The sequence below is a fragment of the Pseudomonas sp. GW821-FHT07F01 genome (assembly GCF_059418825.1).
In genome coordinates this window covers 300,262-322,080 of record NZ_JBWKQO010000002.1, presented here as the reverse complement: position 1 = coordinate 322,080, position 21,819 = coordinate 300,262, and the positions used below count along the sequence as shown (strand labels likewise).

Here is a 21,819-nt window from a genome sequence, read left to right as displayed (position 1 = left end):
GACTGTTTCGCGGCTGTGCGCAGCTGCCTTGATAAGGAGTGCCAAGATGTCTTCCGTATTGAACCTGCCACTGGTGGAAAAGGGCGCCGCTGCTGCCGGCGCGAGTCTGCTGAGTGACGTCAGCCTGCCGGCCCTGGTGCTGCACCGCGAGGCGCTGGAGCACAACATTCGCTGGATGCAGAAGTTTGTCAGCGACAGCGGCGCCGAGCTGGCGCCCCACGGCAAGACCAGCATGATGCCCGCGCTGTTTCAGCGGCAGTTGGACGCTGGCGCCTGGGGCATCACCCTGGCCACTGCGGTACAGACTCGCGCTGCCTATGCCCATGGCGCGCGCCGGGTGTTGATGGCCAACCAGTTGGTGGGGGCGCCGAACATGGCGCTGATCGCCGAGCTGCTGGCGGACCCGGATTTCGATTTCTATTGCATGGTCGATCACCCGGACAGCGTCGCCGACCTCGGGCCGTTTTTCGCCCAGCGTGGGGTCACGCTCAAGGTGATGATCGAGTACGGCGTGGTCGGTGGGCGTTGCGGTTGCCGCACCGAGCAAGAGGTGCTGGCCCTGGCCAAGGCGATCCAGGCGCAGCCGGCCCTGGCGCTGTGCGGTATCGAAGGTTATGAAGGGGTGATCCATGGCGATCAGGCCATCAGCGGCATCCGCCAGTTCGCCGACTCCCTGGTGCGCCTGGCGGTGGACCTGCACAACGACGGGCTGTTCGCCATCGAGCGGCCGATTATCACTGCCTCGGGGTCAGCCTGGTATGACCTGATTGCCGAATCCTTCGAGACCCACAACGCCAAGGGTCGCTTCCTCAGTGTGCTGCGTCCGGGCAGTTACGTGGCTCATGACCATGGCATCTATAAAGAGGCGCAGTGCTGCGTGCTGGATCGCCGCGCCGACCTGGAGGAGGGCCTGCGCCCGGCCATGGAGGTCTGGGCCCATGTGCAGTCGCTGCCGGAGCCGGGCTTTGCCGTGGTGGCCCTGGGCAAGCGCGATGTGGCCTATGACGCCGGCTTGCCGGTGCCGCTGCGGCGTTATCGCGCCGGGGCCCAGGCCAGTGCCGGGGATGACGTGGGGGCGTGCAAGGTCACTGCGGTGATGGACCAGCATGCGTTTCTCACGGTGGCGCCGGGAGTGGAGCTGCGCATTGGCGACATCATTTCCTTCGGTACTTCGCACCCCTGCCTGACCTTCGACAAATGGCGCACCGGGTTGCTGGTGGATGAGCGCCTGCAGGTGATCGAGAACCTGGAAACCTGTTTCTGATCGCCGGAGCCGGGGATATGCAGGGTCTGCAGGAGCCGGCTCGCCGGCGAAGAGGCCTTTGGATGAGGTGCAGGCCTTGCGGGCGCCTTCGCTGGCAAGCCAGCTCCTACGGGGCAGGAGGTATGCAGGTTTTGTAGGAGCCGGCTTGCCGGCGAAGAGGCCTCTGGATGGTGCGCAGGCCGTGCGGACGCCTTCGCTGGCAAGCCAGCTCCTACCCGGTGGAATGTGCTTTGAGGGGAGGTCAGGAACATGGACAGGAAGAAACGCATCGCGGCCATCGGCGAATGCATGATCGAGCTGCAGCAGCATCATGACGGCAGCCTGCAACAGAGCTTTGGCGGCGACACCCTGAACGCCGCGGTGTACCTAGCGCGGGAAATGGGCGAGGCCGGGCGGGTGGATTACGTCACCGCCCTGGGCGATGACAGCTTCAGTGATGCCATGTGCCAGGGGTGGGCGGCGGAGGGCATCGGCCTGGAGCGGGTGCAGCGCTTGCCGGGGCGCCTGCCTGGGCTGTATTGCATCCAGACTGACGCCCGGGGCGAGCGGCGCTTTCTCTACTGGCGCAACGAGGCGGCAGTGCGCGACTGCTTCACCACGGCGGCGGCCGGGCCGATTCTCGAAGCGCTGAAGCATTACGATGTGCTGTATTTCAGCGGCATCACCCTGGCGGTGCTGGGGGAGGTGGGGCGCGGGAAGTTGTTGCGGACCCTGGCCGAGGCGCGCCAGCGCCAGGCGCTGATAGTCTTCGACAACAACTACCGGCCGCGCCTGTGGGTGTCGGTCGAACAGGCCCGGGCGGCGTACCGTGAAGTATTGCCCCAGGTGGATCTGGCATTGCTGACCCTGGAGGATGAGCAAGCGCTGTTTGCCTATCCGGATGCCGAAGCGGTGTTCGCGGCGTACCAGGGCACTCCGGAAGTGGTGCTCAAGCGGGGCGCCGAGCCCTGCCTGATTCGCGTGGCGGGTGGTGCTTTCGAGGTGCCGGCCCAGCGGGTGGAGCAGGTAGTGGACACCACGGCGGCCGGGGATTCGTTCAGCGCAGCCTATCTGGCCCGGCGCCTGCTGGGCGGTAGCCCGGTGCAAGCGGCAGAGGCCGGGCACCGCCTGGCGAGCCAGGTCATCCAGCATCCCGGCGCCCTGATACCCCGCCATTGAACCGGGCGTTGACCTTGCGGGCACCTTCGCTGGCAAGCCAGCTCCTATAGGGCAGGGAGAGGTTGTAGGAGCCGGCTTGCCGGCGAAGAGGCCATTGAACCGTGCGTTGACCTTGCGGGCGCCTTCGCTGGCAAGCCAGCTCCTACAGGGCTCGGGGTCAGTCGCGGAAGAAGACCTGCACCAGGTGATAGCCGAACTTGCTCTTGATCGGGCCATGCACGGTGCGCAGGGGCTTCTTGAAAATGACCTGGTCGATGGCACCGACCATCTGCCCCGGGCGCACTTCCCCCAGGTCGCCGCCGCGCTTGCCGGACGGGCAGGTGGAGTATTTCTTCGCCAGTACGTCGAAGGCTTCACCCTTGGCGATGCGCTGCTTGAGCTGTTCAGCCTCTTCGGCGGTTTTCACCAGGATGTGGCGGGCTTGGGCTTTCATGGGCGGGTGACCTTGTAGCGGGAAATCGGCGGCCGCGGATTATGCCTGAATTCAGGACGCGCGGCCGATCATCTGACGAATCTTCTGGGCCATTTCCTCAATGGAAAACGGCTTGGCCATCAGGTCCATGCCCGGCTCCAGGAAGCCCTGGCGCTCGGCCGCCTTTTCCGCGTAGCCGGTCATGAACAGCACCTTGAGCCCGGGCCGCTGCTGGCGGGCGATCTCCGCCAGTTGCCGGCCATTCATGCCCGGCAGGCCGACATCGGTCACCAGCAGGTCGACGCGCATCGGCGATTCCAGCAAGGGCAGGGCGCTGCGCGCATCTTCGGCCTCGAAGGCGCGGTAGCCCAGTTCGGCGAGGACATTGAGCACCAGCATGCGCACTGCCGGGTCGTCTTCCACCACCACCACGGTTTCCCCGGCGATGGCCTGGGGCGCCTGGTTGAGGGTGGCGGGTTCGGCGCTGTCCAGTGGTGCGGCGAACAGCCTCGGCAGGTACAGGCGCACGCAGGTGCCCTGGTCCGGTTCGCTGCTGATGGTCACGTGGCCGCCGGACTGCTGGGCGAAGCCGTAGATCATCGACAGCCCCAGGCCCGTGCCCTGGCCGATGGGCTTGGTGGTGAAGAACGGGTCGAAGGCCTTGGCCAGGATCCGCGGGCTCATGCCGGCGCCGTTGTCGCTGACGCCGAGCATCACGTAGTCGCCGGCCTTGACCGGTTCCAGGGTGCTGATGTCGCTGCCGTCGAGGTAGCTGTTGGCGGTTTCGATCAGCAGCCTGCCGCCGTCGGGCATGGCGTCGCGGGCGTTGATCACCAGGTTGAGCAGGGCATTTTCCAACTGGCTGGCGTCGGTGTTCACCGGCCACACACCGTCCGCCAATTGCATCTGCAGCTCGATGTGCTCGCCCTTGGTGTGGTTGAACAGCTCTTGCAGCGAGCGCACCAGCTGGTTGGGGTCCAGGGGCTGGCGGTCCAGGGACTGGCGCCGGGAGAACGCCAGCAGGCGGTGGGTCAGGGACGCCGCGCGTTTGGCCGAGGACATGGCCGCTTCGGTGAAGCGGCCGATCTCGGCGCCGCGGCCGTTGTCGATATAGCGCTGCATCAGGTCCAGGCTGCCGATGATGCCGGTGAGCATGTTGTTGAAGTCGTGGGCGATGCCGCCGGTGAGCTGGCCCACGGCTTCCATCTTCTGCGCATGGCGCAGGGCATCTTCGGCGCGTTCGCGCTCGAACATTTCGTTCTGCAGGCGCTGGTTGGCAGTGGCCAGGGCCTCGGTCCGCTGGTTGACCCGTTCCTCCAGGGTTTCGTTGAGATTGCGCAGGGCTTCTTCGGTCTGCCGGCGCTCGGTTTCGTCGATGACAAAGATGTAGAAACCATTGATCGCGCCGTCGGCGCCGTAACGCGGCAGGTACTTCATCAGGGCATGGCGCGGCCGGCCGTCGCGGTGCGGCGAGTTGGCCTCGAAGCTGCACGGCTTGCCGGCCAGTGCGGCCTTGATGTTCTCGGCGCGAGTGGCGTAGATCTCGTCGCCCACCACTTCGCGGATGCTCTTGCCGTACAGCTCTTGCGGGGTCAGGCCGTACCAGTCCAGGTAGGCGCTGTTGTTCAGGCGAAAGCGTTCCTCGTGGTCGACATAGCCGATCAGCACGGGCATGGCATTGATGATCAGTTGCAGCTCGGTCTGGCTCTGGCGCAGCGCCTGTTCCATCTGCTTGCGTTCGGTGAGGTCCAGGGCCGCGCCGAGAAAACGCGTCGGCCGGCCATGGTGGTCCTTGTAGCAGCGGCCTCGGGCGAACACCCAGCGCAGCTGGCCGTCGGCCAGTTGCAGGCGGTACTCCTCGGCGTATTCGGTGCCGTGGGTGATGCAATGCTTGATGCCCCGGGCCACCATGCCGCGGTCCTCCGGGTGCACGCCCTTGAGGTATTCGCTGATGGGCAGTTGCCGGGACTGCTGCGGATCGACGCTGTGCAACTGGGCGAAATGCGCGTCGGCGATGAAGCGGTCTTCGCCGATGTCCCAATCCCAGGTGCCCACCGCGTCGGTGGCGGCCAGGGCCAGTTGCAGGCGCTCTTCGGTCTCGTGCTGGGCGCGCAGGCTGTCGTCGGAGCGCTGCTGCAGTTCCAGGGCGATGCGCCGGCGCTCGTTGGTCTCGATGGCGGTGACCAGGATTCCGGCGACGTCGCCGCGTTCGTTGCGGATCGGGCTGTAGGTCAGGTCCAGCCACAGGTCGTATTCGCTGCCGTTGGTGCGTTGCAGGCTGAAGCGCTGTTCGCTGAAGGTGCGCACCTGGCCGTTGAGCACGGCGCGGTAGATCGGGTCGGTGAAGTCCATCAGTTCCGGCCAGGTCAGGTGCGCCGGGTGGCCGAAGGCACTGGGGTGCTTGTTGCCCGCCAGCAGGGCGAAGCCGTCGTTGTAGATCTGCGTCAGCTCGGCGCCCCACAGCAGCAGCATCGGCATCGGCGAATGGATCACGATGTCCACGGCGGTGCGCAGGCTCTGGGGCCAGTGGCCGGATTCTCCGAGGGGAGTGGCCGACCAGTCCAGGCGGGCAATCAGGTTGGCGGCTTCGCTGCCGGAGTGGGGGCCATTCATGTCGAAGGTGTCCTGGGTGGTGCGGTATTACGCGGCGACGCCACAGGCTCGCGCACTCGAAAAGTCGCATGGACATGCGGTGCATATTCAAACGGATGGATTGTAGGCGTTTTCGGCGCGCACATTTTCACCCGCTTTTGCGGCGGATGACCAGTCTAGAGGGGCTGAACGGTTATCAGAGTGATGCGTTGGGGATGCGGTAGCCCGTAGGAGCCGGCTTGCCAGCGAAGTGGCCATTGCCTAGCGCGCCGACCTGGGCGACGCCTTCGCCGGCAAGCCGGCTCCTGCAAGGAGCGGGGTCAGCTGCGCAGTTCCTCGCGGTCGCGAAACTGCTCCAGGGCCTCGGGGTTGGCCAGGGCGTCGGTGTTCTTCACCGGCAGGCCGTGCACCACGTTGCGTACCGCCAGTTCGACGATCTTGCCGCTGATGGTGCGGGGAATGTCCGTGACCGCGAGGATCTTCGCCGGCACATGGCGCGGCGTGGTGTTGCTGCGAATCACCTGGCGAATGTGTTCCTGCAAGGCTTCATCGAGCTCCACGCCGTCTTGCAGGCGCACGAACAGCACCACCCGCACGTCCTGCTCCCAGCTCTGGCCGATGGCCAGGCTTTCCAGGACCTGCTCCAGCTTTTCCACCTGGCGGTAGATTTCCGCGGTGCCGATACGCACCCCGCCGGGGTTGAGCACGGCGTCCGAACGCCCATGGATCAGCCAGCCACCCTCGGCCAGTTGTTCGGCGTAGTCGCCCTGGGCCCAGACGCCGGGAAACAGGCTGAAGTACGAGGCCTTGAGCTTGCTCTGGTCCGGGTCGTGCCACAGGCCCACGGGAATGCTGGGGAAGTGCCGGGTGCACACCAGCTCGCCTTTCTCGCCGATCACCGGCTGGCACTGGTCGTTCCACACTTCGATGGCCATGCCCAGGCCCTTGCCTTGCATCTCGCCGCGGCGCACCGGTTGTATCGGATTGCCGGCGACGAAGCAGGCGACGATATCGGTGCCGCCGGACATCGAGGCCAGGCACAGCTCGCTCTTGATCTCGCGGTACACGTAGTCGTAGCTCTGCGGCGACAGCGGCGAGCCGGTGCAGAGCAGGGTCTTCAGGCTCTCCAGGCGGTGGCTCTGGCGCGGCCGGCTGCCGGCCTTTTCCAGAGCCGCCAGGTACTTGGGGCTGGTGCCGAAGACGCTGATGGCTTCGCGGTCGATCAGGTCCATCAGGTGCTCGTTGCCGGGATGGAACGGCGAGCCATCGTAGAGCACCAGGCTGGCCCCGGTGGCCAGGGCCGAGACCAGCCAGTTCCACATCATCCAGCCGCAGGTGGTGTAGTAGAACAGGCGCTCGCCGGGGCCCAGGTCGGCGTGCAGGCCGTGCTCCTTGAGGTGTTGCAGCAGCACCCCGCCGGTGCCGTGGACGATGCACTTGGGCACCCCGGTGGTGCCGCTGGAATAGAGGATGTACAGCGGATGGGCGAAGGGCACCGGGGTGAATTCGGGCTCGCCGCCGGGGCGGTAGAAGTCGTCCCACAGGCTGACGCTGGCGGGGGTGCGGTAGTCCTCGGCCCGGGCCTGCGAGCGGGCGTAGGGCACGATCAGCAACTGCTCCAGGGACGGCAGGCGCTCGAGGATCTGGTTGACCTTGGCCGTCTGGTCGATGTCCTTGCCGGCGTAGCGGTAGCCGGCGCAGGTGATCAGCACCTTGGGCTCGATCTGGCCGAAGCGGTCGACCACCCCCTGGGTGCCGAAATCCGGCGAGCAGCTGGACCACACGGCCCCGAGGCTGGTGCTGGCGAGCATGCCCACCAGGGTCTGCCAGGTGTTGGGCATGCAAGCGGCAACCCGGTCACCGAGGCCGACTCCAGCGTCCCGCAGGCTGCGTTGCAGGCCGGCCACCTGGGCCGCCAGTTCGGCGTGGGTCAATTGTTCGCGCTGGCCGTTTTCGTTGATCGCCACCACCGCGACGCTGTCATCCCGACGCTTGAGCAGGTGCTCGGCGAAGTTCAGGGTGGCGCCGGGAAACCACTGCGCGCTGGGCATCTGCGGCCCTTCGCGCAGCACGCATTCAGCAGGCTGGTGGAAGCTGACCTCGAAGAAGTCGACGATCGCCTGCCAGAAGCTTTCTCGCTGGTCGATGCTCCACTGGTGCAGGGCGGGGTAGTCGTGAAGATTCAGGCCGTGGCGCTGATTGACGAAGCGGCGAAAGGCATCCATCCGCGTCTTGCCGATGCGCTCGGCGCTGGGTTGCCAGAGTAGGTCGGACATGCAAGGCCTCGTGTTCTTATTGTTGTTTTTTTGGGGGGCTGTTCGCTGGCAAGCCAGCTCCTACGCGGGCCAGCACAGCCGTGTAGGAGCCGGCTTGCCGGCGAAGACGTCAGCCAGAGACGCGCGTCATTGCGCCAGCCACCCGCCATCGATGTTCCACGCCGCACCACGCACCTGGGCGCCGGCTTCGCTGCACAAAAATAGCACCAGTTCCCCCAGTTGCGACGGGGTGACGAACGCCAGGGACGGTTGCTTTTCCGCCAGCAGATCATGCTGGGCCTGTTGCGGGTCGGTGCCGGCCGCGACGCGATCATCGATCTGCTTCTGCACCAGCGGGGTCAGCACCCAGCCCGGGCAGATGGCGTTGCAGGTGACGTTGCTGGTGGCGGTTTCCAGGCCTACCACCTTGGTCAGGCCGATCACCCCGTGCTTGGCCGCCACATAGGCGGCCTTGCCCACCGAGCCCACCTGGCCGTGCACCGAGGCGATGTTGACGATCCGCCCCCAGCCCTTGGCGCGCATCCCCGGCAGCCCCAGGCGGGTGCTGTGGAACACCGACGACAGGTTGATGGCGATGATCGAATCCCAGCGCTCCACGGGGAACTCCTCCACCGCCGCCACATGCTGGATGCCGGCGTTGTTGACCAGGATGTCGACGCCGCCGAACTCCCGTTCGGCGTAGGCGAACATCTCGGCGATCTGCGCAGGGTCGCTGACGTCCGCCGGGTGATGGCCGACCTGGCCGCCGAATTGTGCGACCTCGGCGATCGCCTTCGAGGCATCGCCAAAGCCGTTGAGAATCAGCTTGGCCCCGGCCTTGGCCAGCACCAGGGCGATGCCCAGGCCGATGCCGCTGGTGGAGCCGGTGACCAGTGCGGTCTTGCCAGAAAGAGTGGTCATGAATACCTCACACAATGCCGGTGGCGTAGAAAGTGGCGATGACGACGAAGACCGCCAGGGTCTTGATCAGGGTAATGCAGAAAATGTCCTTGTAGGCCTCGCGATGGGTCAGCCCGGTGACCGCCAGCAGGGTGATCACCGCGCCGTTGTGGGGCAGGGTGTCCATGCCGCCGCTGGCCATGGCGGCCACCCGGTGCAGCACTTCCAGGGGAATGTTGGCAGCGTGGGCGGCGCTGATGAAACTTTCGGACATGGCCGCCAGGGCGATGCTCATGCCGCCCGAGGCCGAACCTGTGATGCCCGCCAGCAGGGTCACGGTAATGGCTTCGTTGACCAGCGGGTTGGGGATGCTTTTGAGCCAGTCGGCCAGCACCAGGAAGCCTGGCAGGGAAGCGATCACCGCACCGAAGCCGTATTCCGAGGCGGTGTTCATGGCCGCCAGCAGGGCGCCGCTGACCGCGCTCTTGCTGCCCTCGGCGAGCTTGCTGCGAATCGCCGAGAAACCGAACACCAGCACCATCAGGATGCCTACCAGCAACGCCGCCTGCACCGCCCAGATGGCGGTCAGCTTGGCGATTTCGCTGGTTACCGGCGCCGCCATGCCCGGCAGGCTGAGGCTGTGGGTCTTGCCGTACCACTGGGGAATCCAGTGGGTGAACAGCAGGTTCATGATGCCCACCAGCAGCAACGGCGACAGCGCCAGCCAGGGGTTGGGCAGTTCCAGGTCTTCGGCGGTTTCCGGCTCGTTGCGCAGCTCGGTGCCGTAGCCTTCACCGGCCTTTTGCGCCTTGTTGCGCTGGCGCTGGAGGAACAGCATGCCCGCGCAGAACACAAAGATGGTGCCGATCACCCCCAGCCAGGGCGCGGCCCAGGCGGTGGTATTGAAGAAGGTGCTGGGGATGATGTTCTGGATCTGCGGGGTGCCGGGCAGGGCGTCCATGGTGAAGGAAAACGCCCCCAGGGCGATGGTCGCCGGGATCAGGCGCTTGGGGATGTTGCTCTGGCGGAACATCTCGGCGGCAAAGGGGTAGACCGCGAACACCACCACGAACAGCGAGACCCCGCCGTAGGTCAGCAGCGCGCAGACCAGTACGATCACCAGCATGGCCTGGCGGGTGCCCAGCAGGCGGATGGCGGCCGCGACGATGGAGCGGGAAAAGCCCGACAGCTCGATCAGCTTGCCGAACACCGCGCCCAGCAGGAACACCGGGAAATACAACTTGATGAAGCCGACCATCTTCTCCATGAACACGCCGGTGAAGGCGGGCGCCACGGCGGACGGGTCGGTGAGCAGCACCGCGCCGAGGGCGGCGATGGGGGCAAAGAGGATGACGCTGTAGCCACGGTAGGCAGCGAGCATCAGCAGCGCCAGGGCTGCCAAGGCAATGATCACACTCATGGTGTGTCTCTCCAGGATTGTTATTGTTGTCGGGTGTTGCGTGTGGAGAGCGTTATAGCGAGAACTGTGCCATAAACATAACTTATTGAAATATATGAATATTTTTACTTTTCTGGGAGCGGGCTGGCGTTGATTGTCTCTGTTTGGAGAATTTTTTTGGTTTGTCGGCTTCTTCGCTGGCAAGCCAGCTCCTACAGAAAGTGTGCAAGCCTTTGTAGAAGCTGGCTTGCCAGCGAAAAGCGCGCAGTGCGCGGTAGGTTCTTCAAACTGAGATTTGTGTCTCTTTATTGAGACTCGACAATCCCCAGGGCTGCCATCTTCTTGTACAGCGTGGAGCGCCCCAGCCCCAGGCGCCGGGCCGCTTCGTCCACCTTGCCGGCACATTGGGTCAGGGTGGCGCCGATCAGTTGCCGGTCGAAACGCTCTCGGGCCGCGGCGAAGGTTTCCTGGTTTGGCGAATCGCCTGGCACCAGGGCTTCGTTACGCTGCACCGGGCTGAAGCTGCCAATCGCCGCGCGAATATCCGAGGCGTTGAGTATCAGGTCGTCGCTGAGCAGCGCCGCTCGTTCCAGCACGTTGCGCAACTCGCGGATGTTCCCCGGCCAGGCATGTTGCGCCAGCAGGGCCAGGGCATCGCGGTCCAGTTCATGCTGGCTGCGCAGTTCTTCGAGAATCCCTTCGCTCAGGGCTGGCAGGTCGTCCAGGCGTTCGCGCAAGGCTGGCACCTGGATCGGCAGCACATTCAGCCGGTAGTACAGGTCGGCGCGAAACTCGCCGCGCTTGATCGCCGCCTCAAGGTCTGTGGAGGTGGCGGCGATGATTCGCACATCGCTGTGGATCACCTCGTTGGAGCCCACCGGCTCGAACTCTTTTTCCTGCAGCACCCGCAGCAGCTTGCTCTGCAGGGGCAGCGGCATGTCGCCGATTTCATCGAGGAACAGGCTGCCGCCCTGGGCGATCTGCAACTTGCCCGGGCGGCCCTTGCGGTCGGCGCCGGTAAAGGCACCGGGGGCGGTACCAAAGAATTCCGCCTCCAGCAGGGCCTCGGGAATGGCCGCGCTGTTGATGCTGACAAAGGGCTTGTGCGCTCGTGGCGAGGCGGCGTGGATGGCCTGGGCCAGCAGCTCCTTGCCGGTGCCGGTTTCGCCTTGCAGCAGGATCGGCGACTCGGCGCTGGCCCCGCGCCGGGCGCGGCGCTTGACCTCCAGGCTGGCGGCACTGGTGCCGATGAAGTGAGCGAAGTTGTACTTGGTCTGCCGGGCCCGCAGCAGGGAGCGGGTAGAGGCCAGTTCTTCCTGCATGCTCAGGTAGCGCTTGAGCATCGGCGACAGGCTGCGCAGTTCGTCGAACAGGGCAAAACCGATGGCGCCGATCACCGTGCCGGCGTCGTCGTGGATCGGCAGGCGCATCACCACCAGGGGTTCCTTGGGGGTGTCCTGCATGTCCAGCAGGATGGGGCGGCCGGTGCGCACCACCTCCCGCAGCAGGCTGCCGGGGATCACGCTTTCACAGGGCTTGCCGATGGCGAAGGCTGCCGATTCCAGGCCGAAGCGCCGGGCATAACGCTCGTTCATCCAGACGATATTGGCGTCGCGGTCGACGATCACCGTGCCTTCGCTGGATTGCTCGATGATCTCGAACAGCGAGCGGATCGCCAGTTGGCGCACACGCTGGTAGTCCTTGAGGCTTTCGCTGTCGTTCATGGCGGCATCCTGGAAATGGGCGCAGGGATTATGCCCGATTTGTAGGAGCCGGCTTGCCGGCGAAGAGGCCTTTGGGTGGGGCGGTGATCTTGCGGGCGTCTTCGCTGGCAAGCCAGCTCCTACGGTGGCGGTGAATGTGTTCGCCCGTGTAGGAGTCGGCTTGCCGGCGAAGGGGCCCTTGGCTCAGCCGGGATGGGCGGCAGCCAGCAGTTCCTGGGTGTAGGGGTGCTGGGGGTTTTCGAACACCTCGTGGCTGGCGCCGCGCTCAACCACCTGGCCGTCCTTGATCACGATCATGTCGTGGGCCAGGGCTCGCACCACAGCCAGGTCATGGCTGATGAACAGGTAGGTCAGGCCGTACTTTTCCTGCAACTGACGCAGCAGGGCCACCACTTGCTTCTGCACGGTGCGGTCCAGGGCCGAGGTGGGTTCGTCCAGCAAAATCAGCGCCGGCTTCAGCACCAGGGCCCGGGCGATGGCGATGCGCTGGCGCTGGCCGCCGGAGAACTCGTGGGGATAGCGGTGGCGGCTGTCGGGGTCGAGGCCGACTTCCTCCAGGGCGCGGATGACCTGTTCGTCGCACTGGCGGGCATCGTACTGGCTGTGCACTTCCAGGCCTTCGCTGATGATCTGCGCCACCGACATGCGCGGACTGAGGCTGCCGAAGGGGTCCTGGAATACCACCTGCATCTGCTTGCGCCAGGGGCGCAGTTGCTTCTGGTTGAGGCCGTCCAGGGCCTGGCCCTGGAAGCGGATGCCGCCCTGGGAATCCAGCAGCCGCAGGATTGCCTGGCCGAGGGTGGATTTGCCCGAGCCGGATTCGCCGACGATCCCCAGGGTCTTGCCTTGCTGCACGCTGAGGCTGATGCCGTCCACTGCCCGCAGGTACTCCTTGCGCCGGAACAGGCCGCCGCCGATCTGGAATTCGACGCGCAGGTGGTCCACCTCCAGCACGGTTTCCCGGCTGTCGCGGCACAGCGGCTCGCCTTCGGGTTCGGCGTGCAACAGTTCGCAGCTGTAGGGATGCCTTGGCGCGTTGAACAGGGTGTCGCAGTCGGCCTGCTCGACGATTTCCCCGGCTTTCATCACGCACACCCGCTGGGCGATGCGCCGCACCAGGTTGAGGTCGTGGCTGATCAGCAGCAGGGACATGCCCAGGCGCTGTTGCAGGGATTTGAGCAGCAGCAGGATCTTGCGCTGCACGGTCACGTCCAGGGCGGTGGTGGGTTCGTCGGCAATCAGCAGTTCCGGTTCGCAGGCCAGGGCCATGGCGATCATCACCCGCTGGCGCTGGCCGCCGGAGAGCTGGTGCGGGTAGGCCTTGAGCCGTTCCCGGGGCTTCTGGATGCCCACCAGCTCCAGCAGTTCGAGGATCCGCGCCTGGGCCTCCTTGCCCCCCAGGCCGCGGTGCAGCAGCAGGGTTTCGCCGATCTGTTTTTCTACGCTGTGCAGCGGGTTGAGGGAGGTCATGGGCTCCTGGAAGATCATGGCGATGCGGTTGCCCCGCAGCTGTTGCAGGGTCGCCGGGCTGGCACCGATCAATTCCTGGCCGCGATAGCGCACGCTGCCGGTGGCGCTGCAGCCGGTCTGCGGCAGCAATTGCAGGATCGAATGGGCGGTCACCGACTTGCCCGAGCCGGATTCCCCCACCAGGGCCAGGCATTCGCCGGGGCGGATATCCAGGCTCAGGTCGCGGACCACGGTCTGCGCGCCGAAGGCGACATTGAGCTGGCGGATTTCGATCAGGTTTTCAGTCATTTCTACAGTCCGCTTCAAGATCGAGGATCAAAGGCATCGCGCAACGCCTCGCCGATGAACACCAGCAGCGAGAGGATCAGCGCCAGGGTGAAAAACGCCGTCAGCCCGAGCCACGGCGCCTGCAGGTTCTGCTTGCCCTGGCCGATCAACTCGCCCAGGGAGGCGCTGCCGGCGGGCATGCCGAAGCCGAGGAAGTCCAGGGCGGTGAGGGTCGAGATGGCCCCGGTGAGAATGAACGGCAGGTAGCTCAGGGTGGCGTTCATGGCGTTGGGCAGGATGTGCCGCAGGATCACCTTGCGGTCGCTCAACCCCAGGGCCCGGGCAGCCTTGACGTACTCCAGGTTGCGCCCGCGCAGGAACTCGGCGCGCACCACGTCCACCAGGGCCAGCCAGGAAAACAGCGCCATGATCCCCAACAGCCACCAGAAGTTCGGCTCGACAAAGCCCGAGAGGATGATCAGCAGGTAGAGCACCGGCAACCCGGACCAGACCTCCAGCAAGCGCTGGCCCAGGAGGTCGACCCAGCCGCCGTAGTAGCCCTGCAGGGCGCCGGCGGCGATGCCGATCAGGGCGCTGATGGCGGTCAGGGCCAGGGCGAACAGGATTGACACCCGGGCGCCGTAGATCACCCGTGCCAGCACATCCCGGGCCTGGTCGTCAGTGCCCAGCCAGTTGACCTTGCTCGGCGGGCTGGGGGCCGGCTGGGTCAGGTCGTAGTTGGGGGTGTCTTCGCTGAAGGGCACCGGCGGGAACAGCAGCCAGCCACCGTCCTTGCGGATAAGTTGCTGCACGTAGTCGCTGCGGTAGTCGGCCTGGAACGGCAACTGGCCGCCGAATTCCTGTTCGGTGTAGCGCTTGAGCACCGGGAAATACAGCGAGCCCTGGTAGCTGACCACCAGCGGCTTGTCGTTGGCGATCAGCTCGCCGCCCAGGGTCAGGATGAACAGGCCGATGAACAGCCACAGCGACCACCAGCCGCGGCGGTTTTTCTTGAAACGGTCGAAGCGCCGGCGCGCCAGAGGAGAAAGCGTGAGCATCAGGCGTTCCTCGCGGCGAAGTCGATGCGCGGGTCGACCAGGGTGTAGCACAGGTCGCCGATGAGTTTTATCAAGAGGCCGAACAGGGTGAAGATGAACAGCGAGCCGAACACCACCGGGTAGTCCCTGGACACCGCGGCCTCATAGCTCATGCGCCCCAGGCCGTCGAGGGAGAAGATCACCTCGATCAGCAGGGAGCCGGCGAAGAACACGCTGATAAAGGCCTGGGGAATGCCCGAGACCACCAGCAGCATGGCGTTGCGGAACACATGCCCATACAGCACCCGGCGCTCGCTCAGGCCCTTGGCCCGGGCGGTGACCACGTACTGGCGGGTGATCTCGTTGAGGAAGGAGTTCTTGGTGAGGATGGTCAGGGTGGCGAAGCCGCCGATCACCAGGGAGCTGACCGGCAGTACCAGGTGCCAGAAGTAGTCGGCGATCTTGCCCAGGGTGCTCAACTGCTCGAAGTTGTCCGAGACCAGGCCGCGCACCGGGAACCAGTTCAGCGAGGTGCCGCCGGCGAACAGCACGATCAGGAACATGGCGAACAGGAAGGCCGGCATGGCGTAGCCGATGATGATCGCGGTGCTGCTCCAGATGTCGAAATGGCTGCCGTGGTGCACCGCCTTGCGGATCCCCAGGGGGATCGACACCAGGTAGGTGATCAGGGTCGCCCAGAGCCCCAGGGAAATGGTCACCGGCATCTTTTCCAGGATCAGGTCGGTGACCGTGGCGCCGCGAAAGAAGCTCTTGCCGAAGTCCAGCTGGGCGTAGTTCTTGAGCATCAGCCACAGGCGTTCATGGGCCGGCTTGTCGAAGCCGTACTGTTTCTCGATGTCCTGGATCAGCTTGGGGTCCAGGCCGCGGCTGGCCCGGGAGCCGCTGCTGCTCATGGCATCGGCGGAACCGCCGACAGCGGCGCCGCCACCGATGCCCTGCAGGCGGGCGATGGCCTGTTCCACCGGGCCGCCGGGGGCGGCCTGGACGATGACGAAGTTCACCAGGAGGATGATCAATAGGGTCGGGATGATCAGCAGCAGGCGCCGCAGAATGTAGGCCAGCATCAGTGGCGCCCTCCGGGTTTGCCACGGCGGATCAGCTCGGCGGCCATTTGTTCGTCGGTCAGCGCGCTGCTGCTGACTTCCCACCAGCTTTCGATGGCTTCATCGTTGCTCGCCGGCACCTTGGGGATGCCGAAGCGGTTCCACCACACCGTGGAGGTGCCGGGCGGGTAGTAGTTGGCAATCCAGTAGTAGTTCCACTGCAGCACCCGGTCCAGGGCATGGGCGTAGCGCAGCATCTCCGGCTGGCTGGTGGCCTTCACCAGGCCATTGACCAGGCTGTCCACGGCCGGGTTCTTGAGCACCATGTAGTTGTTGGAGCCGGGGTCGTTGGCCGCGGCGGAGCCGAAGTAGTTGTACAGCTCCATGCCCGGCGAGGTGGTCACCGGGTAGCCGGTGACGATCATGTCGTAGTCCCGGGCCATCAGGCGGTTGACGTACTGGGCGGAGTCGATGCGGCGAATGTTCAGGCTGATGCCGATCTGCGCCAGGTTGCGCTTGTAGGGCAGCAGCAGGCGTTCGATGGAGCCCTGGGTGATCAGGAAAGTGAAGCTCAGGGGCTCGCCCTGGGCGTTCACCAGCTTGTCGCCCTCGGGCTTCCAGCCGGCCTGTTCCAGCAGGGCCAGGGCTTGCAGTTGCTTGTCGCGGATCACGCCGCTGCCGTCGGTTTTCGGCGCCTCGAAAACCTGGGTGAAGACCTCGTCGGGGATCTGCCCGCGCAGCGGTTCGAGGATCTTCAGTTCCTCGGCATCCGGCAGGCTGCGGGCCGCCAGGGCGGTGTTGGAGAAGAAACTCTGCTGGCGGATGTAGAGGTTGCGCATCATCTGCCGGTTGCTCCATTCGAAATCCCAGAGCATGGCCAGGGCCTGGCGCACCCGGCGGTCCTGGAACACCGGCCGATCGAGGTTGAACACATAGCCCTGGGCCGGTTGCGGCGCCGATTGCGCCAGGTGGGCCTTTTGCAGGCGGCCGTCGTTCAGCGCCGGGCTGTCGTAGCCGATGGAATAGCCGGTGGCGGAAAACTCGCGGTTGTAGTCGTAGGCGCCGCCGCGCAGCACCTGGCGGGCGACGTCGATATCGCCGAAATACTCGACGCTGAAATGATCGAAGTTGTACAGGCCGCGGCTGACCGGCAGGTCCTTGCCCCACCAGTCGGGGTTGCGGGCGAAGGTGATGCTGTTGCCCGAGTCGACCTTGGCCACGCGGTAGGGGCCGCTGCCCAGGGGCGCTTCATAGCCGCCGCCATTGGCGAAGTCGCGACTCTTCCACCAGTGTTCGGGGAACACCGGCAGGGTCGCGATATCCAGGGGCAGGGTGCGGTTTTCATTGTTCTTGAAGTCGAAGCGCACCACTCGTGGTGATTCCACGGTGACGCCTTTGACGTCGTCGAACTGGGTGCGGTAGCGCATGCTGCCCTGGGTCATCAGCAGGTCGTAGCTGTAGCGCACGTCTTCGGCGGTGATCGGCGTGTTGTCGGCAAAGCGCGCCTTGGGGTTGAGGTAGAAGCGCAGCCACAGGCCGTCTTCGGCACGCTCCATCTTTTCGGCCACCAGGCCGTAGACGGTGTAGGGCTCGTCCAGGGAGCGCTGGGCCAGGGGCGAATAGACCAGGCCGTCGAGCTGGGAGACACCGATGCCCTTGTCGATATAGGGCAGTACGTGGTCGAAACGGCCGATTTCGATGGCCGAGCGGCGCAACGTCCCGCCTTTGGGGGCCTGGGGGTTGACGTAGTCGAAGTGGCTGAAACCCTGGGGGTACTTGGCCGGTTCGCCATAGACGGTCATGGCGTGTTGCGGTGCGGCTTGGGCACCCGCGGCGCCCAACAGCAGGGCGGTGAAAAGCATGGTGAAGGAAAGCAGTCGCATTGTCAGCCTTAGGAGCCGGGTGATCGATGACCACGATTTGTACGCTAGCGGCGCGTGACTGGCCAGCCGCATCCGCTTTGGGCAGAGCCTGGCGCCCATGCGCAACGGCCCACCAAAAGGCGGGCCGTTGAGCAGACGCAGGCGCTTGGGGATCAGTCCTGGCGGCTGGTGACTTCCAGCAGGTGGTAGCCGAACTGGGTTTTCACCGGGCCTTGCACCACGTTTACCGGAGCGCTGAACACCACGGTGTCGAATTCCTTGACCATCTGGCCTGGGCCGAAGGAGCCCAGGTTGCCGCCGTCACGGCTGGAAGGGCAGGTGGAGTTCTTTTTCGCGACTTCGGCAAAGTCGGCGCCGGCTTCGATTTCGGCTTTGAGTTCGTTGCACTTGGCTTCGCTGGCAACCAGGATGTGACGGGCAGTGGCTTTGGCCATGGATGTTGCTCCTTTCAAGAAAGTTGAGAGCCTACCGGATTCAGGTGGCTATTTCTTCTCAAAGTTCCTTCAAGGCATTGCCGCCTGGCGCCTGCGGGGGATGAGTGGTGAGGGTCCTGTAGGGGCCGGCTTGCCGGCGAAGAGGTCCTTGGAGGAGACGCTGCTCTTGAGGACGCCTTCGCTGGTGAGCCAGCTCCTGCGGGGGCGGTGCTGCTCAGGCGGGGACGGCTGCGGCCTTGTCTGCGTGTCGCAGTTGTTGCGCGCCATTGCGCAGCAATTGTTCGGTGGCGTTCCAGCCCAGGCAGCCGTCGGTCACCGAAACGCCGTAGCGCAGGTTCGCGCTCAGGGGCTGGCAGCCTTCGAACAGGTGGCTTTCCAGCATCACCCCCATCAGCGAGGTATCGCCCTGCAAGCGCTGCTCCAGTACCTCGTTGAACACCGCCGGCTGACGCAGCGGGTCCTTGCCGCTGTTGGCGTGGCTGCAATCGACCATGATCCGCGCCGGGATCTTCAGCTTCTGCAGGTCCTGCTGGACCTGGGCCACGCTCTGGCGGTCGTAGTTGGGCCCGCGATGGCCACCGCGCAGCACCAGATGGGTGTCGGGGTTGCCTGGGGTCTGGATGACCGCCGGGTGGCCCTGGCTGTCGACGCCGAAGTGGCGGTGCGGGTGGGCCGCCGAGCGCATGGCGTCACAGGCGATAGCGACGCCGCCGTCGGTGCCGTTCTTGAAACCCACGGGCATGTCCAGGCCGCTGGCCATCTCGCGGTGGATCTGCGATTCGGTGGTGCGCGCACCAATGGCGACCCAGCTCAGCAGGTCATCGAAGTAGCCGGCGGCCATGGGCTGCAACAGTTCGGTGGCAACCGGCAGGCCCAGGCGCAGCATCTCGCGCATCAGTTCACGGGACAGGTGCAGGCCGCCGGCCATGTCGTCGCTGCCATCCAGGCGGGGGTCGTAGGCCAGGCCTTTCCAGCCGACGGTGGTACGGGGCTTTTCCACGTAGGCGCGCATCACCAGCAGCATCTGGTCGCGCACTTCATCGGCCAGGCGGGCCAGGTTGGCGGCGTATTCCAGGGCCGATTGCGGGTCGTGGATGGAGCAGGGGCCGACGACTACCAGCAGGCGTGGGTCGCGACCTTCGAGGATGGCGCGCACCGCCTGGCGGTGAGCGGCGACTTGTTGGTTCAAGGCCAGGGACAGCGGCAGTTGCTGCTTGAGTTCCAGGGAGCTGGGCAGGCGCTGGTTCAGGGTTTCATTGGCGCTGACGTGGGCGGACAGGGGCAGGGCGGATACGGACGAGTTCATGTGCGGTCTTCCTGGGCGGGCGGCGGGTTATGTCCCGCGCGCGGCCCTACTGGGGTGTTCGACAATTGGCCGTACTGGCCATAAGTGTGCAATTGCCACCGGTAGGTGACCGATCGGAGGCGGCAGGCTGTCCCGAGCGGAGGCTGCTAAATCGCCAGGCGCAAAACATGTCGTAGCGGTAATAGGTGGAGTAGTTCATGGAGCAATCCTCAGTAAGTTCGGTGTGTCGCTGAAAGTCGTGGTTGAAAATGCAGTGCCGGAAAAAACAAAACCCCCGGTCGGGAGGCCGACCGGGGGTTGAGATTTCTCTGGTAGGCGACCCGTTGAAGTGGGCGCCGGTTGGGTATCAGGCGCGCCAGTGGCTAAACCAATACCCAAAATAAAAGCTGGCCGGAGCCCGAGTGCCGTTGACCCAGGCAGCCGCGACCGAGCGCAGTGCGCTGGCAGTGTGGCGGTGCAGGGAAGGGGTCTTGGACAACATGGGTTTCTCCGTAAAGTGGGGGCGAGCTTACTAGAGGCTGGTGCCGGGATTCAATCAGTAATTTCTATCGGCGCAGCACGCGGCGGCTATGGATTAAGCCTGCAGGGGATTTATGCCACACTCGCTGCTCCCGCCTGTTCGCCCTCCAAGGAATGTTCATGTCCGTGCTGACCCTCGCTGCTGCCCAAACGGTGTCCATCGCGGGCGATCTACCGGCCAACCTGGCCCGGCATCAGCAGTTGATGCAACTGGCAGCGGCGCAGGGCGTGCAGTTGCTGGTGTTTCCCGAGCTGTCGCTGACTGGCTACGAACCGCAACTGGCGCTAATGCCGGATGCACCGCAGTTGCAGCCACTGCGGGATCTGGCCCGGGCGCTGGAACTGACGGCGGTGGTGGGGATGCCGATCCGCCTGTCTGTTGACGGGCCGGTGCTGATTGGCGCTCTGGTGCTGGGCGGCGACGGTTCGCTGGCGGTCTACACCAAGCAGCACCTGCATGCAGGAGAAGAGCGCGCTTTTGTCGCAGGCCGGGGCGGCGCACCTTTGCCTATCGGTGGCGAAACCGTGGCTTTGGCGGTCTGCGCGGACTTCTGCCACGCCAGCCATGTGCAGGCGGCGGCCGATGCCGGCGCCGGGATCTATGCTGCCGGGGTCTTGATCAGCGAAGGTGGCTACGCTGCCGATAGCGCGCAGCTCCAGGGATACGCCCAGGAACACGGGATGCTGGTGCTGATGGCCAACCACGGCGGCCCCAGCGGTGGTTGGGCCTGCGCCGGACGCAGCGCGGCCTGGGATGCCCGGGGCCGGTTGCTGGGCGCCGTCGAGGGTGTGGGCGAGGCTTTGTTGATTGTCCGGGGTGGTACTGGGCAATGGCAGGCGCAAGTGCTGGAGGTGAGCCATTGATGGACGGCTTTTCATTACGCCCGGCGGTTGATTCGGACCTGGCGTTCGCCCGCGACCTGACCCGTTCCACCATGCTCGGCTATTACATTCGCAACGACTTGCTGTGGCAGGACGAAGCCTTCGATGTGGCCTGGGCCGGCCGCAGGAACCTGCTGATCTGCCAGGGTGCCCGGGTGCTGGGGTTTGTCAGCCTGAGCCGGGATGCGCAGGCGCTGTATGTCCGCGAATTGCATGTGCTGGAGGCTTTCCGGGGGCAGGGCGCCGGTGCCTGGACGCTGGAGCAGGTGCTGGAGCTGGCTCGCCAGGAGCTCCGAGGGTTGTTGCGCCTGACTGTGTTCAAGGGCAATCCCGCACAGCGGCTGTATGAGCGGATGGGGTTGCGGGTGGTGGGAGAGGATGATTGCTTCTGGCGCATGGAGCGCTTGTCTGATTCGCTTGCCGGAAGGCTTGGCGACGCCTGAGCGCAACGCCCTTCCGCAGGCTTTACTGTGCGTTGGGATCTATCGCGGGCGCATCCTCGAGGATGATGCCGTCCTTCATTCCCAGTAGCACCGCGACCTTGTGCGCTTCCCCTCGTTTGCCTTTCTTGCGGCCTGCCAGCACCTGATAGGTAGTGGCCGGGTCAACCCCGTGTTCACGAGCAAATTGTTGAACCGATTTACCTTGATGTTCCAGCCAGGCCTTGGCTTGTGCGGCAGTGCGGATACCGGGCATAGTTCAAAACCGTTCAAATTTGTTCAATGCTTGAAGAGTATGACACCCCCTTGGGGTGTATCAGATGGGATCATACATCCAAATGAGTGGAATCGGTTCGCGGTTGAGGCAGGAGCGAGAACGCCTGGGACTGTCGCAGAAAGTTTTTGGTGAAATAGGCGGGGTTGAAGCCAACGCCCAGGGTAAATATGAAAGTGGTGATCGTGCACCCAAGGCGGATTATCTGTCCCGAGTGGCGGCAAAAGGGGTGGATGTGCTGTATGTGCTGACCGGCAGCCGGATCCCGATCCAGAGCGGCGGGCTGAGTCAGACCGAGGAAAAGGTCCTGGATTGCTATCGGGCGCTGTTCAAGGAGGATCAGGATGCTATCTGCCGCCTGACCAGTACCCTGGCCGAGCTTTCGGCAAGCCAGGGCGAGAGGCGCAAGGCCCAGGTACGAGAGTGAGGGGCGCTGGCCTCTTTCGATGCGCACGGGGGTAGGACCGTTATTGCGCCCGGATGTTTTTTATATAGCGCTTGTGATTAGGTTTGTACGCCGCTTTTTTGCTAAGGTGTCG

Annotated in this window: 18 protein-coding genes; 5 read left to right on the top strand and 13 right to left on the bottom strand. The window is 64.9% G+C overall.

What is annotated here, in order from left to right; translation table 11 throughout:
* Window positions 1–46 precede the first annotated feature (46 nt).
* Window positions 47–1,264, top strand: coding sequence for an amino acid deaminase (locus AC07R1_RS07685; RefSeq protein WP_495110372.1), 1,218 nt, complete (start codon window positions 47–49; stop codon window positions 1,262–1,264).
* Window positions 1,265–1,513: 249 nt separating this feature from the next.
* Window positions 1,514–2,422 (top strand): sugar kinase, encoded by a 909-nt coding sequence (locus AC07R1_RS07680; protein WP_401400510.1) that lies wholly within the window; start codon window positions 1,514–1,516, stop codon window positions 2,420–2,422.
* A gap of 157 nt (window positions 2,423–2,579) precedes the next feature.
* On the opposite strand, the gene AC07R1_RS07675 is transcribed toward AC07R1_RS07680, so the two are convergent.
* The 12 genes from AC07R1_RS07675 to AC07R1_RS07620 all read right to left on the bottom strand — a co-directional run bounded on the left by AC07R1_RS07675 (window position 2,580) and on the right by AC07R1_RS07620 (window position 19,165).
* Window positions 2,580–2,855, bottom strand: a complete 276-nt coding sequence (locus AC07R1_RS07675) for a peptidylprolyl isomerase (protein WP_011061856.1) — start codon at window positions 2,853–2,855, stop codon at window positions 2,580–2,582.
* Window positions 2,856–2,906: 51 nt separating this feature from the next.
* Window positions 2,907–5,447 (bottom strand): PAS domain-containing hybrid sensor histidine kinase/response regulator, encoded by a 2,541-nt coding sequence (locus tag AC07R1_RS07670; protein ID WP_011061855.1) that lies wholly within the window; start codon window positions 5,445–5,447, stop codon window positions 2,907–2,909.
* A gap of 299 nt (window positions 5,448–5,746) precedes the next feature.
* Complete coding sequence (locus AC07R1_RS07665; protein ID WP_495110371.1) at window positions 5,747–7,702, bottom strand: acetoacetate--CoA ligase; 1,956 nt, start codon at window positions 7,700–7,702, stop codon at window positions 5,747–5,749.
* A 126-nt stretch (window positions 7,703–7,828) separates the two neighbouring features.
* On the bottom strand, window positions 7,829–8,602 hold the full coding sequence (hbdH, locus tag AC07R1_RS07660) for a 3-hydroxybutyrate dehydrogenase (RefSeq protein ID WP_015636019.1): 774 nt from the start codon (window positions 8,600–8,602) through the stop codon (window positions 7,829–7,831).
* A gap of 7 nt (window positions 8,603–8,609) precedes the next feature.
* Complete coding sequence (locus tag AC07R1_RS07655) at window positions 8,610–10,001, bottom strand: GntP family permease (protein WP_011061852.1); 1,392 nt, start codon at window positions 9,999–10,001, stop codon at window positions 8,610–8,612.
* Between the two features lie 284 nt (window positions 10,002–10,285).
* Entirely contained in the window at window positions 10,286–11,704 is a 1,419-nt protein-coding gene (locus AC07R1_RS07650) for a sigma-54 interaction domain-containing protein (protein WP_495110370.1), read from the bottom strand.
* 183 nt (window positions 11,705–11,887) lie between these two features.
* Window positions 11,888–13,462, bottom strand: a complete 1,575-nt coding sequence (locus AC07R1_RS07645; protein WP_495110369.1) for an ABC transporter ATP-binding protein — start codon at window positions 13,460–13,462, stop codon at window positions 11,888–11,890.
* 14 nt (window positions 13,463–13,476) lie between these two features.
* A complete protein-coding gene (locus tag AC07R1_RS07640) occupies window positions 13,477–14,499 on the bottom strand; it encodes an ABC transporter permease (protein WP_041118786.1) in 1,023 nt (340 codons plus the stop codon).
* The gene (locus AC07R1_RS07635) at window positions 14,499–15,563 is read right to left on the bottom strand and encodes a microcin C ABC transporter permease YejB (RefSeq protein ID WP_161467002.1); all 1,065 of its coding nucleotides are present in this window, start codon (window positions 15,561–15,563) and stop codon (window positions 14,499–14,501) included. The genes AC07R1_RS07640 and AC07R1_RS07635 overlap by 1 nt, the downstream gene beginning before the upstream one ends.
* On the bottom strand, window positions 15,563–17,425 hold the full coding sequence (locus AC07R1_RS07630) for an extracellular solute-binding protein (protein ID WP_401332376.1): 1,863 nt from the start codon (window positions 17,423–17,425) through the stop codon (window positions 15,563–15,565). Before AC07R1_RS07630 ends, AC07R1_RS07635 begins: the two co-directional genes overlap by 1 nt.
* Window positions 17,426–17,577: 152 nt before the next feature.
* Window positions 17,578–17,859, bottom strand: coding sequence for a peptidylprolyl isomerase (locus AC07R1_RS07625; protein ID WP_007924449.1), 282 nt, complete (start codon window positions 17,857–17,859; stop codon window positions 17,578–17,580).
* A 214-nt stretch (window positions 17,860–18,073) separates the two neighbouring features.
* On the bottom strand, window positions 18,074–19,165 hold the full coding sequence (locus AC07R1_RS07620) for a 3-deoxy-7-phosphoheptulonate synthase (RefSeq protein ID WP_495110368.1): 1,092 nt from the start codon (window positions 19,163–19,165) through the stop codon (window positions 18,074–18,076).
* A gap of 639 nt (window positions 19,166–19,804) precedes the next feature.
* On the opposite strand from AC07R1_RS07620, the gene AC07R1_RS07615 reads away from it, so the two are divergent.
* Entirely contained in the window at window positions 19,805–20,548 is a 744-nt protein-coding gene (locus AC07R1_RS07615; protein ID WP_495110367.1) for a carbon-nitrogen hydrolase family protein, read from the top strand.
* Window positions 20,548–21,009, top strand: a complete 462-nt coding sequence (locus AC07R1_RS07610) for a GNAT family N-acetyltransferase (protein WP_495110366.1) — start codon at window positions 20,548–20,550, stop codon at window positions 21,007–21,009. The genes AC07R1_RS07615 and AC07R1_RS07610 overlap by 1 nt, the downstream gene beginning before the upstream one ends.
* 22 nt (window positions 21,010–21,031) lie before the next feature.
* Here AC07R1_RS07610 and AC07R1_RS07605 read toward each other — a convergent pair whose 3' ends face one another.
* Window positions 21,032–21,262 (bottom strand): DNA-binding protein, encoded by a 231-nt coding sequence (locus AC07R1_RS07605; RefSeq protein ID WP_011061843.1) that lies wholly within the window; start codon window positions 21,260–21,262, stop codon window positions 21,032–21,034.
* An 82-nt stretch (window positions 21,263–21,344) separates the two neighbouring features.
* On the opposite strand from AC07R1_RS07605, the gene AC07R1_RS07600 reads away from it, so the two are divergent.
* Window positions 21,345–21,707, top strand: coding sequence for a helix-turn-helix domain-containing protein (locus tag AC07R1_RS07600; RefSeq protein ID WP_011061842.1), 363 nt, complete (start codon window positions 21,345–21,347; stop codon window positions 21,705–21,707).
* Window positions 21,708–21,819: the final 112 nt, after the last annotated feature.

Coding starts and splice junctions, on each gene's coding strand:
- AC07R1_RS07685 (WP_495110372.1), top strand. CDS start 47: ATGTCTTCCGTATTGAACCTGCCACTGGTGGAAAAGGGCGCCGCTGCT.
- AC07R1_RS07680 (WP_401400510.1), top strand. CDS start 1,514: ATGGACAGGAAGAAACGCATCGCGGCCATCGGCGAATGCATGATCGAG.
- AC07R1_RS07675 (WP_011061856.1), bottom strand. CDS start 2,855: ATGAAAGCCCAAGCCCGCCACATCCTGGTGAAAACCGCCGAAGAGGCT.
- AC07R1_RS07670 (WP_011061855.1), bottom strand. CDS start 5,447: ATGAATGGCCCCCACTCCGGCAGCGAAGCCGCCAACCTGATTGCCCGC.
- AC07R1_RS07665 (WP_495110371.1), bottom strand. CDS start 7,702: ATGTCCGACCTACTCTGGCAACCCAGCGCCGAGCGCATCGGCAAGACG.
- hbdH (WP_015636019.1), bottom strand. CDS start 8,602: ATGACCACTCTTTCTGGCAAGACCGCACTGGTCACCGGCTCCACCAGC.
- AC07R1_RS07655 (WP_011061852.1), bottom strand. CDS start 10,001: ATGAGTGTGATCATTGCCTTGGCAGCCCTGGCGCTGCTGATGCTCGCT.
- AC07R1_RS07650 (WP_495110370.1), bottom strand. CDS start 11,704: ATGAACGACAGCGAAAGCCTCAAGGACTACCAGCGTGTGCGCCAACTG.
- AC07R1_RS07645 (WP_495110369.1), bottom strand. CDS start 13,462: ATGACTGAAAACCTGATCGAAATCCGCCAGCTCAATGTCGCCTTCGGC.
- AC07R1_RS07640 (WP_041118786.1), bottom strand. CDS start 14,499: ATGCTCACGCTTTCTCCTCTGGCGCGCCGGCGCTTCGACCGTTTCAAG.
- AC07R1_RS07635 (WP_161467002.1), bottom strand. CDS start 15,563: ATGCTGGCCTACATTCTGCGGCGCCTGCTGCTGATCATCCCGACCCTA.
- AC07R1_RS07630 (WP_401332376.1), bottom strand. CDS start 17,425: ATGCGACTGCTTTCCTTCACCATGCTTTTCACCGCCCTGCTGTTGGGC.
- AC07R1_RS07625 (WP_007924449.1), bottom strand. CDS start 17,859: ATGGCCAAAGCCACTGCCCGTCACATCCTGGTTGCCAGCGAAGCCAAG.
- AC07R1_RS07620 (WP_495110368.1), bottom strand. CDS start 19,165: ATGAACTCGTCCGTATCCGCCCTGCCCCTGTCCGCCCACGTCAGCGCC.
- AC07R1_RS07615 (WP_495110367.1), top strand. CDS start 19,805: ATGTCCGTGCTGACCCTCGCTGCTGCCCAAACGGTGTCCATCGCGGGC.
- AC07R1_RS07610 (WP_495110366.1), top strand. CDS start 20,548: ATGGACGGCTTTTCATTACGCCCGGCGGTTGATTCGGACCTGGCGTTC.
- AC07R1_RS07605 (WP_011061843.1), bottom strand. CDS start 21,262: ATGCCCGGTATCCGCACTGCCGCACAAGCCAAGGCCTGGCTGGAACAT.
- AC07R1_RS07600 (WP_011061842.1), top strand. CDS start 21,345: ATGAGTGGAATCGGTTCGCGGTTGAGGCAGGAGCGAGAACGCCTGGGA.